The organism is Herbiconiux ginsengi, assembly GCF_900107435.1.
GTDB lineage: Bacteria > Actinomycetota > Actinomycetes > Actinomycetales > Microbacteriaceae > Herbiconiux > Herbiconiux ginsengi.
In genome coordinates, this window is record NZ_FNPZ01000002.1 from 729,714 (window position 1) to 744,596 (window position 14,883).

The window sequence follows — 14,883 nt, forward strand, 5'->3', positions numbered from 1 at the left end:
ATGGCCCGCATCAATACAAATGCATAGACCTGAGTGTTTATTCCCACGCGACTTCGCGCGAAGGAGAAGACGTCAGCGGAGGATCTCCACCATCAGCACCCAGGCGTTCACGATCGACACGATGAAGATCAGGATGAATCCGGCCGCCACGAAGAGCAGGCCCGCCGGAACCCCGGACGCCACGAGCACTCCGCCGATGAGCACGGGGAGGAGCTGGCCGACGCCGAGCACCGCGTCACCGATCTTGGCGCGCCGCGTGCCGCCCTCGGTCGTGGCGAACATCTGGCGCAGTGCGACCCATTGCAGCACCAGGGCTCCGCAGGCGAACACGGCCAGTTCGAGCCCGAGAGCGATCGCGATCTGGTCGGGGATGAGCATGGCCACCGAGGCGACCACAATGACCACCACCGAGCCGATCGTCGCGCCTGAGCGGGCCGGCAGCGCCGAGCCCTCGACGATCTCCTTGATGTTGACCGACATGGCGACGATGATCAGTCCCGCGAGCGCGCCCGCGGCGCCCGCCGACGCCACCGCGAAGTCGTGCCAGCCCTCCATGGCAAGGGGATCCATGCCCGAATCGTATCGGGAGACGCGCGCGAGCGCTCAGTTCATCTTTCACTTTCGTCACATAGCCTGGGGCCCATGTGGAAGTCCCCTGCCCGCGCCCTGGGCGTGGTCGCAGCCCTCGTGGCCCTCGTCGCCACGCCGAACCTGGCCGCGTCGGCGAGCCCCTCGGCAAGCCAGGGGCCGGGGGCCTGGCTGCCCGCATCGGTCGTCACCATCGATGACACGCTCCCGACGTGGGACGAGGTGAACGCCGCAAAAGCGAACGAGCAGACCAAGCAGGCGGAGATCGACAAGATCAACAGCGTGGTCTCGAACCTCGAGGCGCGGGTCCAGGAACTTCAGAATCAGGCATTCCAGCGTGGCCAGGAGTACCTGCAAGCTTCCTACGATCTGCAAGCCGCCGCCACGTACGCGGAGACGATCGACGCCCAGGCAACCGCAGCCACCGACAAAGCCAGCACTGCGAAGACGCAGGTGGGTCAGATCGCCGCGCAGCTGTACCGCGCAGGCGGCGATTCGAACCTCAACCTGATCCTCAATCAGAACGATGCTGATTCCCTGCTCTACCAGCTCGGCACTATGTCGAAGCTCACCGAACAGACCGCGGGAATCCGTGACGCCGCCGTCGCCGCTCAGAACACGGCGGATGCTCTCACGAAGCAGGCCGACGTCGCCAAGGCGGACCGCGAACGGCTCGCCCAGGAGGCGAACGACCGCCTCGCGGCGGCACAGCAGGCGCAAGACGATGCCGACGCCGAGCTGGCCCAGCAGAAGCAAGCGCAAGGCCAGCTCGACGCTCAGCTCGCCTCGTTGAAGGGGACAACTGCTGAGCTCGAAGCCGGTGCGCGTGCGCGCGACCAGCAGATCGCCGAGGAAAACGCAAGAAAGGCCGCAGCGGCCATCGCTGCCGCAGAGGAGGGTGGTGGCGATCCCGGCAGCGCGTGGGTGCCCGGCGACGGATCGATCATGTCGCCCGCCGAGGCGCAGGCCTACGCCTCCAGCATCATGGGCTCCTACGGGTGGGACGACGCGCAGTTCAACTGCCTGGTGCGGCTGTGGATCGGCGAATCCGGATGGCGGGCCAACGCGCTCAACGAGTCGAGCGGTGCGTACGGCATCCCGCAGTCGCTGCCCGCGAACAAGATGGCGTCGGTGGCAGATGACTACCTCACCAACGCCGCCACCCAGATCATCTGGGGCATGAACTACATCGCCGGACGCTACGGCACACCCTGCTCGGCCCTCTCCACCTGGACCGCGCGCGACCCGCACTGGTACTAGGGGACCCCTGAATCCACGCGGCGTGCGCCGCCCCGTCGGCCGTCCGTGGACCAGGCCGGAAAGAGGAGCGCGCGGCGGTCATCGCTTGCGCTGCTATGGTGTGGGTATCCGCGGTCTGACTGGATATTCCACCCTGCCTTCGTGGGTCTCAGCGGAGCGACGCGCCGTGCTCGTTTGTTGAACATCCCTTGGGGGATCCAGTTATGCCAGAAGACGACGTCCCGCCTGCTGATCGAGCGGCAGAGCCCTCGCGGCGAGGTGTTCTGCTCGGTGCGGCATGGATCGCTCCTGTCATCGCCGTGGCAGTCGCCGCGCCGACGGCCGCTGCATCGGGCGGCAGCACCCCAGGAACCATCTCTTTCGACTCGGCGAGTTACTCGACCTTCTCGCTGGCTGTTCAGATGCCGATCACCGGGCGTGTTTCTGCCGTCTCGGGCGTGTGGCCGGCATCGGTCGCCATCCTCCCTTCCGCAACCTTTGGTAGCCTGCGCACGGCGGCGGTCGATCAGTCCAGCGGAACGTTCTCCGTCACGGCGTGGGGCACTGCTCAGCCGAAGGTGGGAACGATCATCGCCTCCGCGGTGGGGTACACCAGCGCAGTAGCAACGTTGACCGTGCTGCCGCTGGGTGAGATCACGTTCGACTCCTCCAGCTACTCCGTCAACACGGCGAGCGCCACGTTCACCGTTTCGGGCCGGATCAGTCTGCGAAGCTCCACGATGCCCACGAACGTCCTGCTTCTCTTTCCGAGCGGGTTCACGGGCACTGTCGTCGCCCCCGTCGACCATGCCACGGGCGGGTTCAGCGCTTCGGTCACCGGGCCTGCGACCTCTGCGACGGGCACCCTCCGCGCGATGCAATCCGGATTCGCGACCGGTGAGACGACGCTGACCGCTTCCGTCGCCTAGACCCCTGAGGGTCGGGGCCAGGCTCCGCGGCTCAGTGCCGGCGGTGGTCTTGGATCGTCATGCGCGGGCCGTGCCGCGGTGCGCGGAATCCGCTCGCGAACACGAGCCGGACGATCCGCTGCCGGTGCCCGGCCCACGGTTCGAGCAGCTCCGCCAGAGCGTCGTCGTCGATCGCCTCACCCACCAGCGCCCAGCCGATCTGAGCGGCCAGGTGGTAGTCGCCGAAACTGACGGCATCGGGATCGCCGTGCGAGCGCTGCGAGGTCTCCGCCGCCGTCCACACACCGACGCCCGGCACCGTGCGCAGCAGGCGTTGCACGTCGGCCCCGCCGCGCTCGTGCACGGTGGTGCGCTCGAGGCCGCGCGCGACCGTCGCCGCGGCGATGACCGTGCGGGAGCGACGCGGGTCGACCCCGGCGCGATGCCACTCCCACGACGGGATGCGCCGCCACTGCTCCGGCGTGAGGGGCACCCGCAGCTGCGGCGGCACGGGGCCCGGCGGCCGCTCGCCATGGGCCGTCACGAGCACCCGCCAGGCCCGGAACGCCTCGGTGGAGGTGACCTTCTGCTCGATGATCGCGGCGGCGAGCGAGTCGAGCACCCGCCCGGTGCGGGTCAGCCGCAACCCCGGATTGCGGTGCAGCGCCGTGGCGAGCAGTTCGTGCCCCGACGCGTCGAGCCCGCTCCAGTCGTCGCCGGCGCCCAGCAGCTGCGGCGCGGTCTCCAGAGCAGCGGATGCGCCACTCCCCCACGCGCGCACCAGCACCCGCCCGCGCGTGCCCGAGACATGCAGGCTCGCAGTGCCTTCGGGCGTGCGGAGGGCGATCCAGATTCCGCCACCCGACTCCTCGAACCGCACGCACGGATCACCCGGGCCGCGACGCAGCGGGGCGAGGGTCGCGCGGAAGTCGACCGGATCACGCGGCTCGTAGACCAGCTCGAGCGGCTCACGGGCGACGGGGGGCGCATCCGGCCGCGCCGGCGTCGCCGGGCTCTGCTCCCTCGTGATCGTCATGTCGCAAGAAGACTACGGGAGGGCCCGGACATCGCGGAGTCGGCCGCGCGCGAGCCGCGCGCGGCGAGCGCTTCGAGAGCGGCGCGGAGAACCCTGATCCTGCGCGATCCGCACCCGTCAGGAGCCGAGCCCGCCGTTTGGTCGGGAGAAGTCCGCGGATGAAGAGACGCGCGGCGCAGCCGCCGCAGACGTCTCAGACTGTGCCTAGTCGAGCAGGTCGAGGAGCCAGCGAGGGCCACGCACCTCGGCACCGGCCTTGGCCACGCGGCCAGCGAGCTCACGGTCGGCCGTGATCACCACCGTGGTGGCCGGCGCGCCCCACGAGAGGCTGGTGAGCCGCTCTGTCTCGGCCACGATCGTGTCGTCTCCCGATCCTTCGGAGCGCACCACGTTCACCTCGGGCGTCACCGCCGAGCCCGCGCTCGCGTCGCCGTCGGCTCGCGGGCCGCCGCCGCGAGCGCTACTCGTCCCCGCGCCGCGCGCCTGCCCCTCCAGAACCACCGAGTACTCCGGCCAGATCCGCCCGGCCGGCAGCCCGAACTCCCTCGCCGCCACCCCTGCGGCGCTCAGCGCGCCCACGCGCTCCAGCAGTCGCGACGCCGCGCCCGCTCGATCCTTCCACCACCCGTCAGGCCGCGAACCCACGACGTTCGCGGCGTCGACCACGATCCGCACCGTCTCGCCGAGCCGTTCCCGCAGCCGCGGCCACGACGAGCCGAAGCCCGGATGCAGCGGCAGCGCCTCCACCTCGTCGAGCGGAACCCAGCGCAACTCGAGGCTCTCGGCATCGCCGATGCTCGGTTCGAAGGGCCGCGCCGCCCGGGCGACCACCGTCTCGTACGACCAGAAGCCGACGTCGAACACCGACGTGAACGCGATCGCCAGGGCATCCGCCGGCACACCGGCTTCTTCACCGGCCTCCCGGATGGCGCCGGCCACCGCCGACTCGCCCGCGTGCCGCGCGCCGCCCGGTAGACCCCAGGTTCCCCCGAAATGACTCCACTCGGCCCGGTGCTGCAACAGGATGCCCGCGACCCGGTCGTGCACGAGCAGACCGGCCGCGCCGTAGCGGCCCCAGTAGCGCCGGCCGTCCGGCCCCTCGACCCAGGCGTCGCCGCTGTCGCGCGGCGGAAGGCGGGGCGGGACTTCGGACATGCTCCCAGCTTCTCACGGCGTGCCGCGCGGTCCGAACGGCCATGATGGAGGAATGCACGAAGCTCCTGGCGCGCCGTATCTGCCCCCTCTGGCGCATCCGGAGCGGCAGCTGGGCGCACGGCGCTTCGACTTCGACCGCCAGGTGGCCGTGATGGCGATCGTGAACCGCACGCCCGACTCCTTCTTCGACCAGGGCGCGACCTTCGCTCTCGATCGAGCCGTCGATGCCGCCATCGCCGCCGCCGAGGCAGGCGCCGACTGGGTCGACATCGGGGGCGCCAAGTTCGCGCCGGGGCCGGAGATCTCGGCCTCCGAAGAACTCGATCGGGTTCTCCCCGTGGTCGAAGCCGTCGCCGCGCAGAGCGATGTCGTGATCTCGGTCGACACCTTCCGCGCATCCGTCGCCGCCGCCTGCGTGGCCGCGGGCGCCCATGTGGTGAACGACACCACGGGGCTGAGCGACCCCGAGATGGCTGGAGTGATCGCGGCATCCGGAGCCTCGCTCGTCATCACCCACAGCCTCGCCGAGCCGCGGAAGCCCTACCCGCACCCCCACTACGACGACATCGCCTCCGAGGTACGGGCGTTCCTCGAGGAGCGGATCGGGCGAGCGGTGGCGGCGGGCGTTCCCGCCGAGCGGCTCTTCGTCGACCCCGGCCACGACCTCAACAAGAACACGGTGCAGAGCCTGGAGCTGACGAGGCGCTTGGCCGAGATCACGAGCATCGGACTCCCGACACTGGCCGCCGTGTCGAACAAGGACTTCGTGGGCGAGAGCCTCGGCGCCGAGAAGCACGACCGCCTGGAGGGCTCGATCGTGGCCGCCACCGCGTGCGTGCTCCTGGGCGCCCGGATCGTGCGGATGCACGACGTGCAGGCCTCCGTGGCGGCGATGCGGATGCTCGAAGCGATCCTCGGTTTCCGCGAGCCCGTGTGGGCTGCGCACAACGTCTGAGCCGGGAGGCCCCGAGATGACCGAGATCGTCGAACTCTTTCCGGAGGCGAGCGGAGCGCTCGGCCCCGCTGCACTGCTCGCTCGCTACGCACCGGCCGATCGCAGCGAGCCGCGCCTGCGGGTCAACTTCATTCAGAGCGTCGACGGATCGGCCACCCTCGAAGGACGCTCGGGCGGTCTGGGCGGTCCGGCCGACAAGGCCGTCTTCGACATCCTGCGCGGTGTCTCCGACGTCGTGCTCGTGGGTGCGGGCACCGCTCGCGCCGAGGGCTACGGAGCGCTCGTGGTCACCGACGACCTGGTGGAGTGGAGGCTCGGCCAGGGCCTTCCGGCGCATCCGGCCATGGCACTCGTGAGCAGCAGCCTCGACCTCGACCCGGCGAGCGATCTGTTCGCGAAAGCGTTCTCGCCCCCGATCGTCTTCACCGTGCCGTCGGCGCCGGCGGATGCGCGGGCTCGCCTCGCCGAGGTCGCCACGGTCATCGACGCCGGCGGCGCCGGGCCCGCGTCGGGCCGCGTCGATCCCGTGCTCGTGCGGCGCGAACTGCTCGACCGCGGCCTGTCGCAGGTGCTCTGCGAGGGCGGCCCGCGCTTGTTCGGCGACCTGATCGCCGCCGATCTCGTCGACGAGCTCTGCCTCACACTGAGCCCGGTGCTCGAGGGCGGTGGCGGACCACGGATCGCGCTGCCCGCTCGCGACGGGGTGGTTCCCCGCGGGCTCGAGCTCGTGTCGCTGCTGCGCAGCGGCAGCATGCTGCTCTCGCGCTGGGCGCGCACCTGACGTCCGAGGCGCGAAGGAGCGCGGCGAGCCGCTAATCTCGTCGCATGGGGAGCCCTTCGACCGCGAGCGACAGCGCGGGTGACAGCGGCGTGGGCGCCGCCACCAGGCCGGCCGTAGCCGCCCCCGCCGGCGACGGCTGGTCGCGCCACAGCACCCGCGCCGCCCTCGCGTTCACGGCGGCCGACATCCTCGCCACCCTGCTCTTCGCCTTCGAGGGGGCGCGCCTGGCCGCGGAGGGCGGGCTTGACGTGTTCGGAATCGTGGTGGTGGGCTGCGCCTCGTCGCTGGTGGGCGGCATCCTGCGCGATCTGCTGCTCGGAGACACCCCGCCGTTCGCGTTCCGCTCCCCCTCGCGCATCCTGGTGGCCCTGCTCGGCTCGCTGATCGCGTTCGCCGTGGTCGCCGGCAACGCCTCGGCCCCCGACGATCTGTTCGCGGTGCTGGATGCGCTCGGCCTCGCCCTGTTCGCGATCACCGGCGCCGAGAAAGCCCTCGACCACGGTTCGAACGGATGGGTGGTCGTCATCCTCGGCACCCTCACGGCGGTCGGCGGAGGGGTCACCCGCGACGTGCTGTTGGCCGGTGTCCCCTCAGTCCTCACCTCGAGCGTCTACGCGTCAGCAGCCGCGGCAGGCTCCCTGGCGGTGTTCCTGGCGGCTCGAGCCCGTCTCACTCCGCCGATGGCGATGACGATCGGATTCGTCGTCTGCGCATCGCTCCGCATCCTGGCGATCGTCTTCGACTGGCAGTTGCCCCACCTCGTCGCCCGCTAGAGCTGGTCGACCGCCACCACGCGCACCACCGCCACACCCGCCTCGTTCGAGGCCGCGAGGTCGATCTCGGCCGAGATGCCCCAGTCGTGGTCGCCGGCCGGGTCGTCGAAGATCTGCCGGGCGCGCCAGACCGTGGGCGTCTCGTCGAGGATGAGCAGGGCCGCACTCCGGGCGTGCGGGCCGATGCCCACCGAGTCGTGCACGTCGTAGTAGTCGTCCATCGCGGAGGCCCAGCGGTCGGCCGAGAAGCCCGACGCGGCATCCAGTTCACCGAGCTCCGTCCAGGCCTCGCGTGCCGCCAGCGTGACCCGCCGGAACAGCTCGTTGCGCACCAGGATGCGGAACGCCCGCGGATTCGAGGTGAGCAACCGCGGGGCGGGCGGCACGATCGCCTCTTCCGAATCCTCACGAGCGGCCGCCGCGGCCACCGCCTCGGGGTTGATCAACGCCTCCCACTCGTCGAGCACGCTGGAGTCGGTCTGCCGCACCAGCTCGCCGAGCCACTCGATCAGGTCGAGCAGGTCGTCGTTCTTGTATTCGTCGGGAACCGTGGTACGGAGCGTGCGGTAGGCGTCCGAGAGGTACCGGAGCACGAGACCCTCCGAGCGCGCGAGCCGGTAGAAGGCGGTGTACTCGCCGAACGACATCGCCCGCTCGTACATGTCGCGGATCACCGACTTCGGCGAGATGTCGAAGTCGCCGATCCAGGGCTGTGTGGCCCTGTAGGTATCGAAGGCCTCGCCGAGCAACCCCGCGAGCGGCTTCGGGTAGGTGACCTCGTCGAGCAGCTCCATGCGCTGCTCGTACTCGATGCCCTCGGCCTTCATCGCCTGCACGGCCTCGCCGCGGGCCACGAACTGCTGCGCCGAGAGCACGGGACGCGGGTCGTCGAGGATGGCCTCGGTCACCGACACCACGTCGAGCGCGAAGGTGGGCGACTCCTCGTCGAGCAGGTCGTAGACGGCGAGCGCGAACGGCGACAGCGGTTGGTTGAGCGCGAAGTTCGGCTGCAGGTCGACCGTGAGCCGGATGAGGGTCTGCCCGGTCGTCGCATCCGTCACCTCCTCCACCACCCCGGCGGTGCGCAGGGTGCGGTAGATGGCGAGGGCCTGACGGATGAGGTCGCGCTGCCGGGGCCTCGGCTCATGGTTGTCTTCGAGCAGTTCGCGCATCGACGTGAACACGTCGCCCCCGCGCGCGATGGTATTGAGCACCATGGCGTGCGTCACGGTGAGGTGCGAGGTGAGCCGCTCGGGCTGCGCCGCGATGAGCTTCTCGAAGCTCGGCTCGCCCCAGGAGACGAAGCCCTCCGGCGCCTTCTTGCGGATGAACTTGCGCCGCTTCTTCGGGTCGTCGCCCATCTTCGCGAGCGCCTTGAGGTTCTCGGTCTCGTGCTCGGGCGCCTGCACCACCACGGTTCCCGCGGTGTCGAAGCCCGCACGGCCGGCCCGCCCGGCGATCTGGTGGAACTCGCGCGCGGTGAGCTGGCGCATCCGGGTGCCGTCGAATTTCGTCAGTGCCGACAGCAGCACGGTGCGGATCGGCACGTTGATGCCCACGCCCAGCGTGTCGGTGCCGCAGATCACGCGGAGGAGACCCCGCTGAGCCAGTCGCTCGACCAGGCGCCGGTACTTCGGCAGCATGCCCGCGTGGTGCACGCCGATGCCGAGGCGCAGCAGGCGCGAGAGGGTCTTGCCGAATGCCGTGGTGAAGCGGAACGGCCCGATCAGCTCGGCGATCTCGTCGCGCATCGCCCGTGTGGCGACCGTGATGCTGGAGAGCGCCTGCGCCCGCTCGACCGCGGCGAGCTGCGCGAAGTGCACGATGTAGATCGGAGCGCGCTGAGTGGCGAGCAGCTCTTCGACGGTCTCCTGGATCGGGGTGGTCGCGTAGCTGTAACTGAGCGGCACCGGGCGGTCGACGCCGGTGATCACCGTGGTCTCGCGGCCCGTTCGGCGGGACAGGTCTTCGGCCAGCCAGTCGACCTCGCCGAGCGTCGCCGACATCAGCACGAACTGCACGCCCGGGAGCGTGAGGATCGGCACCTGCCAGGCCCAGCCGCGATCGGGGTCGGAGTAGAAGTGGAACTCGTCCATCACGACCTGGCCCACCTCGGTGCCCTCGCCGTGCCGCAGGGCCAGGTTCGCGAGGATCTCGGCGGTCGCGCAGATGATCGGCGCATCCGGGTTCACGGAGGAGTCGCCCGTGACCATGCCCACGTTCTCGGCGCCGAAGATCTCGACCAGGTCGAAGAACTTCTCCGACACCAGGGCCTTGATCGGTGCCGTGTAGTAGGTGCGGATGCCCTGCGCCAGAGCGACGGCGTGCGCGCCGACCGCGACGAGCGACTTGCCGGTGCCGGTGGGGGTGGAGAGGATGACGTTCTCGCCCGAGACGATTGCGACGATCGACTCGTCCTGCGCCGGGTAGAGCGGGGTGCCGCGGTCGGCGGCCCAGCTCGCGAAGGCGTCGTAGGCGGCATCCGCGTCGTAGGGGTCCGGCATGTCCGGACGGGACGGGAACGCGGATGTCGGCACCCGCCCAGCCTAGGCGGTGGGTGCCGAGTGCCGGACGCGACGATGGTTCCTCCGTTTCGGGAGGAGGAGACGCGAACCGGGGCCGAAATCGACCGAGGTTTGCGTCTCCTCCTCCCGAAACGACGGCACCGGGCCTCCCGGCGCGCATCCGGAGTGATGTGCGAGGCTGTCGGCATGGTTTCGGAAGGCTCCGTGCGCGTCGACAGCTGGCTCTGGGCGGTGCGCGTCTACAAGACGCGGTCCGCCGCCACCGCTGCGTGCCGCGCCGGGCATGTGCGCCTCAACGGCGAGCGCGTGAAGGCCGCCCAGAACGTGCGGGTGGGCGACGAGGTGCGGGCCAGGATCAGCGGCTTCGACCGCATCCTCACGGTGCGCGCGCTCGCCGTGAAACGCGGATCGGCGGCCGTCGCGGCCACCTGCTTCACCGACCTCACGCCGCCTCCCCCGCCTCGCGAATCCGTGGCCTTCGTGCCGGTGCGCGACCGCGGCACCGGGCGCCCGACCAAGCGCGACCGTCGTGAGATCGAACGGCTGCGCGGTGTCAGGGACGACTACTAACCTTGACTCTGACGAGCCGCAGCGACGAGCGCTCGCCATCCCCTTCTCAGCGAGGCCAGTAGGAGCATCATGTCTGACGCACCCCCGACCGAATACCAGCTCACCGGACGCGATCGCACCGCGCTGAAGTTCGTGGGGGCATCGCTGGCGATCGGCAGCCCCGAGTTCCGACAGCGCTACGAGACCATCGTCGACGAGCTCTACCGCCACCACTTCATCGATCCCACCGCCCGGCCGGCCTACGAACCGCCGGTCGTCGTGCCGGTCGAAGAGGTCGAGACCGAAGACCCGCTGGAGATCATCCGCGAGCAGCTCGGCCTCGTCTTCGACGACCGCCGCGCCCGCGACACGGCGCGATCGGATGCGGAGGCCCGGCTCGCCGAGACGTCGGCCCAGCTCGCTGAGATGACCGCTCGCTACGAGGACACACAGGCGCGACTGGATGCGACGGCCGCCACCCTCGCGGCGCGCGAAGGCGAACTGGCCGCCCTGCACCAGCAGTACGCCGTCGACACGGCGGCGCTGCAACAGCAGCTCGCCGACGAGACGGCACGGCACGGCGCCCAGCTCGCCGACGAGACCGGTCGGCTGCAGGCCGAACTGGCCGCGACGACCACACGGCTCACCGAGGAGCAGCAGGCGTCGACGGCCGGATACGAGGCGCAGATCGCCGGCCTGCTCGCCGCCCACGCGACCCAGCTCGAAGAGCTGCACGCCGCGCACACCACCCAGGTGACGCAGCTCACCGCATCGCATGACGCGCAGATCGCGCAGCTGACCGGCGCCCATGCCGCTCAGCTCGAGGAGTTGCAGCAAGCCCACGACACCGAGAGCTCGCAGCTGCGCGCCGGGCACGCGTCCGAGGCCGAGGAGTTGCGACTGCACGACGAGCAGCTGCGGGCGGCCCACGCGGCCCAGCTCGAAGAGCTCGCAGCCCAGCACGCCGCGGAGACCACGCAGCTGCGGGAGCAGTCCGCGGCCGAGATCGCCGAACTCCGGGCCGAGCACGCGGCCGAGACCGACCGCCTGCGCGCCGAAGCCGCCGCAGCAGCGGAGCAGGCGCGTGGCGACTACGAAGCCACGGTCGCCGAGCTGCAGCGCACCCGAGCCGACGCCGCCGCCGAGGCCGAACGGGTGCAGGCCGAGGCCGCCGCCGAGGCCGAACGGGTGCGAAGCGAGGCTGCCGCGGCGGCCGCTCTGCTCACCACCGAGCACGCCGCCGAGGCCGAGCGGCTGCGCGCCGAGGCCACGGATGCCGCGGCTCGGCTCCAGGCCGAGGTGGACGCCGCGCGGGCTGAGGCCGAGGAGCTGCGCGCCGGCCACGCGACCGAGACCGAGGGGCTGCGCAGTGAGGCGCAAGCGGAAGCCGAGCGCATCCGCGCCGAGGCGCAGGCCGAAGCTGAGGCCGCACGGGCCGAGGCGGAAGCAGAAGGTGAAGCCGCCCGGGCAGAGGCGCAGGCCGAAGCGGATGCCGCGCGCGCCGAGGCCGAGCGCATCCGCGCCGAGGCGGAAGCCGAAACCGAGCGCCTGCGCGCCGAGACCGCAGCCGCGCTCGAGCAGCTCGCCGCCGAGACCGAGCAGCTCCGGGCCGAGCACGCCGCCACGCTGGCGGGCCTCGCCTCACAGGGCGAAGGCGCAGAAGCGCAGGCAGCGCAGACCGCCGCCGACCTCGACGACGCCCGCGCCCGCATCAGTGTGCTGGAGAGCGAACTCGCCGACGCTCGCGACGAGACCGAGTCCGCCCGAGCAGCCGTGTTCGCCGAGGAGATCCCCTCGGAGGCCGACGCGGCCGCCCTCGACGAGGCTCGCGCCCGGGTCGCCGAGCTCGAGGAGCAGCTTGCCGAAGCCCAGGCCACGGCGGATGCGGCGACCGCGGCCGCAGCGACCGCATCCGCCGCCGCTGCCGCTGCGGCCGCCGAGCGCGAGGCTGAGGCCGCCGGAGCCGCCGCGAGCGCCGCGGCTGCGGTGGCCGTCGCTGCACCGGCCGCCGACCCGGCCGAGCTGGAAGAAGCCCGCGCCCTGGTCGCCGACCTCGAGAACGAATTGACGGCGGCGCGCACCGAGATCGGCATCCTCGCCGACGAGCGCGACCGGGCGCTCTCCGATTCGGCCATCTCGCTCGAAGACCGCGAGAAGCTGAGCGACGCCCTCACCGAGCTGCAAGCAAGCCGCAGCGTCTCGGTCGCCGCCATCGAGGCCGAGCTGCGGTCGGCGCGTGCCCTCGTCGACGAGATCGAGGAGATCGCCACCGGCCAGCTCTGCGCCGAAGACGAGACGAGCGAGTACGCGATCGGCGCGAACGACGCCGCCGTGCTGGTGCTCAACGCGATCGCGGGCGAGACCGACTGAGCCGCCACGGTGGGCGATCCGCGAGCATCCGGCTTCTCGATGTGTACACTGCCCACAACAGCGCGTGTCCTGCTGACGACCGGATGCGTGCGTGAACACATCGAACACGCCGCCTGGCGGCCCGATCCACCGGTCAGAGAACTCCGATGAGCGACGATCCCGAAAACCCCGGTCGCACCACCTACCGGCACGGCGACCTCCGCGGCGCCCTCATCGCCGCCGGCGTGGAGATGGCGCGGGAAGGCGGCCCGAGGGCCGTCGTGCTCCGCGAGGCCACCCGGCGGGCCGGTGTCTCCCCCAATGCCGCCTATCGCCATTTCGCCGACCGCGCCGCGTTGCTGCACGCGGTCTCCGACACCTGTCTCGGTTTCGCGGCCGATCGCATCCAGCAGGCGCTCGACGAGCATCCGCCTACTGGAGACGCCGAGGCCGATGCCCGGATGGCCCTGCGCGCGGTCGGTCTCGGATACATCGCGTTCGCCCGCGAGGAGCCGGGGCTGTTCCGCACCGCGTTCTCGGTGCCCGACGACTTGCGCCAGGCGATGTCTCCTGCCAAGGCGGGGCGCAACGGACTGACGCCGTTCCAGCTTGTGGGCGGCGCGCTCGACGCTCTGGTCGCGGCGGGTGTCATCCCGCCCGAACGCCGGGAGAACGCGGAATTCCTCGCCTGGGCGGCGGTGCACGGCCTCGGCATGCTCGTGATCGACGGCCCCCTCCGCGGCCTCGACGACCGCATGATCGACTACTCGACGGACCGCCTCCTCGACATGGTCGACCGCGGCCTGTAAGACGGTCCCCCACCCCAAGCTGCCGTACGAGCCCGCAGGCCACGGGCCGCGCTCAGCGATCCGAGGTGAACGCCCCGCCGCACCACCCAAACAGCGCGACACGAGACCGCAGGCCACGGGCCCCGCTCAGACGACCCACGGCTAACACGAGGCCGCACCACCGAAATAGGGCGCCATGAGACCGCAGGCCACGGGCCCCGCTCAGACGACCCAGAGTGAGCGCCCCGCCGCACCACCCAAACAGCGCGACACGAGACCGCACGCCACGGGCCCCGCTCAGACGACCCAGAGTGAGCGCCCCGCCGCACCACCCAAACAGCGCGACACGAGACCGCACGCCACGGGCCCCGCTCAACGACCCAGAGTGAGCGCCCCGCCGCACCACCCAAACAGCGCGACACGAGAAGGCGGGCCGCGGGCAGCGCTCGACGACCCAGGGTGAGCGCGAGGCCGCGAAGCGACCTCACGCGAACATGTCGCCCGGCGCCGCAGAAGCGGCGGCGCCGGCAACGAGCGCCCGCCCAGCCGAAGGCCGGGCGAGCGCGGGAAAGCATGACCCGCTACCCAGCCCCCTCCCACGCGGCACATCACACCCGGAAACTAGACTGGACCCATGACCGACCGCGAAGTCGACACCGCCCACGCGGGGGCTGACGCGCGGATCGTCGCCGCCACACTGGCGTTGCTGCGCGATCGGGGGCCGGGCGGGGTGAACGTCGAGGCGGTCGCCGCGACATCCGGTGTGGCGAAGACCACGATCTACCGCCGCTACGAAGACCGCGAGGCGCTGCTCGCCGCCGCCATCGACGCGGCCACCACCGAGGTCACTCTGCCGAGCGGCATGTCGACCTACGACACCTTGCATTGGCTGCTCGGCGCGGCGCGCATCCGGGTGCAGGACATCGTGGGTCGCGGCACGGTCGCCGCCATCCTCATCGACGACGGCGCCCCGTTCACCGAGCAGCTGCGCGACATGATCCGGATGCGCAGCCACCAGCTGGTCGCGTTCCTCGACGAGGCCGTTGCGCGCGGAGACCTTCGCGCCGGTCTCGACGTGAAGCTCGTGGTGAGCGTGCTGCTGGGTTCGGCGGTCGGCCAGGTCATCCGCGGCGGCGAACCCGACGAGGAGTGGGCCGACCGCCTGCTCACCTTGCTCTGGCCGGCCCTCACCCCGCCGGAGACGACGACCTGAGCCGCCGATCCGTCACTTCTGGTC

Annotated in this window: 13 protein-coding genes; 9 read left to right on the plus strand and 4 right to left on the minus strand. The window is 71.1% G+C overall.

Annotated elements, in window-relative coordinates:
• Positions 1–72 precede the first annotated feature (72 nt).
• Positions 73–570, minus strand: coding sequence for a hypothetical protein (locus BLW00_RS11720; RefSeq protein WP_139256695.1), 498 nt, complete (start codon positions 568–570; stop codon positions 73–75).
• A gap of 72 nt (positions 571–642) precedes the next feature.
• Between BLW00_RS11720 and BLW00_RS11725 the strand changes: the two genes are divergently transcribed.
• Both BLW00_RS11725 and BLW00_RS11730 read left to right on the plus strand, forming a co-directional pair.
• Positions 643–1,848, plus strand: a complete 1,206-nt coding sequence (locus BLW00_RS11725) for a coiled-coil domain-containing protein (RefSeq protein ID WP_139256696.1) — start codon at positions 643–645, stop codon at positions 1,846–1,848.
• Positions 1,849–2,051: 203 nt separating this feature from the next.
• Entirely contained in the window at positions 2,052–2,756 is a 705-nt protein-coding gene (locus BLW00_RS11730) for a hypothetical protein (RefSeq protein WP_092554083.1), read from the plus strand.
• 31 nt (positions 2,757–2,787) lie between these two features.
• Here the strand turns inward: BLW00_RS11730 and BLW00_RS11735 are convergent, their stop codons facing one another.
• Positions 2,788–3,771 (minus strand): DNA-3-methyladenine glycosylase family protein, encoded by a 984-nt coding sequence (locus BLW00_RS11735; protein WP_245741535.1) that lies wholly within the window; start codon positions 3,769–3,771, stop codon positions 2,788–2,790.
• Between the two features lie 204 nt (positions 3,772–3,975).
• Complete coding sequence (locus tag BLW00_RS11740) at positions 3,976–4,926, minus strand: NUDIX hydrolase (protein WP_092554087.1); 951 nt, start codon at positions 4,924–4,926, stop codon at positions 3,976–3,978.
• A 52-nt stretch (positions 4,927–4,978) separates the two neighbouring features.
• On the opposite strand from BLW00_RS11740, the gene folP reads away from it, so the two are divergent.
• Genes folP through BLW00_RS11755 form a run of 3 tightly spaced genes read left to right on the plus strand, consistent with a single transcriptional unit; the run spans position 4,979 to position 7,435 of the window.
• Positions 4,979–5,881, plus strand: coding sequence for a dihydropteroate synthase (gene folP / locus BLW00_RS11745; RefSeq protein ID WP_092554090.1), 903 nt, complete (start codon positions 4,979–4,981; stop codon positions 5,879–5,881).
• A 16-nt stretch (positions 5,882–5,897) separates the two neighbouring features.
• The gene (locus BLW00_RS11750) at positions 5,898–6,662 is read left to right on the plus strand and encodes a pyrimidine reductase family protein (RefSeq protein ID WP_092554093.1); all 765 of its coding nucleotides are present in this window, start codon (positions 5,898–5,900) and stop codon (positions 6,660–6,662) included.
• A 44-nt stretch (positions 6,663–6,706) separates the two neighbouring features.
• Positions 6,707–7,435 carry a trimeric intracellular cation channel family protein gene (locus tag BLW00_RS11755; RefSeq protein WP_092554096.1) on the plus strand — a complete coding sequence of 243 codons (729 nt, stop codon included), beginning with the start codon at positions 6,707–6,709 and terminating at the stop codon, positions 7,433–7,435.
• Here the strand turns inward: BLW00_RS11755 and BLW00_RS11760 are convergent.
• Positions 7,432–9,939 (minus strand): DEAD/DEAH box helicase, encoded by a 2,508-nt coding sequence (locus BLW00_RS11760; RefSeq protein ID WP_092554099.1) that lies wholly within the window; start codon positions 9,937–9,939, stop codon positions 7,432–7,434. The genes BLW00_RS11755 and BLW00_RS11760 overlap by 4 nt on opposite strands.
• A gap of 207 nt (positions 9,940–10,146) precedes the next feature.
• Between BLW00_RS11760 and BLW00_RS11765 the strand changes: the two genes are divergently transcribed.
• The 4 genes from BLW00_RS11765 to BLW00_RS11780 all read left to right on the plus strand — a co-directional run bounded on the left by BLW00_RS11765 (position 10,147) and on the right by BLW00_RS11780 (position 14,859).
• Entirely contained in the window at positions 10,147–10,530 is a 384-nt protein-coding gene (locus tag BLW00_RS11765; RefSeq protein ID WP_092554733.1) for an RNA-binding S4 domain-containing protein, read from the plus strand.
• Positions 10,531–10,599: 69 nt separating this feature from the next.
• Positions 10,600–12,879: a coiled-coil domain-containing protein gene (locus BLW00_RS11770; protein WP_092554102.1), complete on the plus strand. Its 2,280-nt coding sequence runs from the start codon at positions 10,600–10,602 to the stop codon at positions 12,877–12,879.
• Between the two features lie 146 nt (positions 12,880–13,025).
• On the plus strand, positions 13,026–13,667 hold the full coding sequence (locus BLW00_RS11775) for a TetR/AcrR family transcriptional regulator (RefSeq protein ID WP_092554105.1): 642 nt from the start codon (positions 13,026–13,028) through the stop codon (positions 13,665–13,667).
• 613 nt (positions 13,668–14,280) lie between these two features.
• Complete coding sequence (locus BLW00_RS11780; protein ID WP_092554108.1) at positions 14,281–14,859, plus strand: TetR/AcrR family transcriptional regulator; 579 nt, start codon at positions 14,281–14,283, stop codon at positions 14,857–14,859.
• The last annotated feature ends 24 nt before the right edge of the window (positions 14,860–14,883 follow it).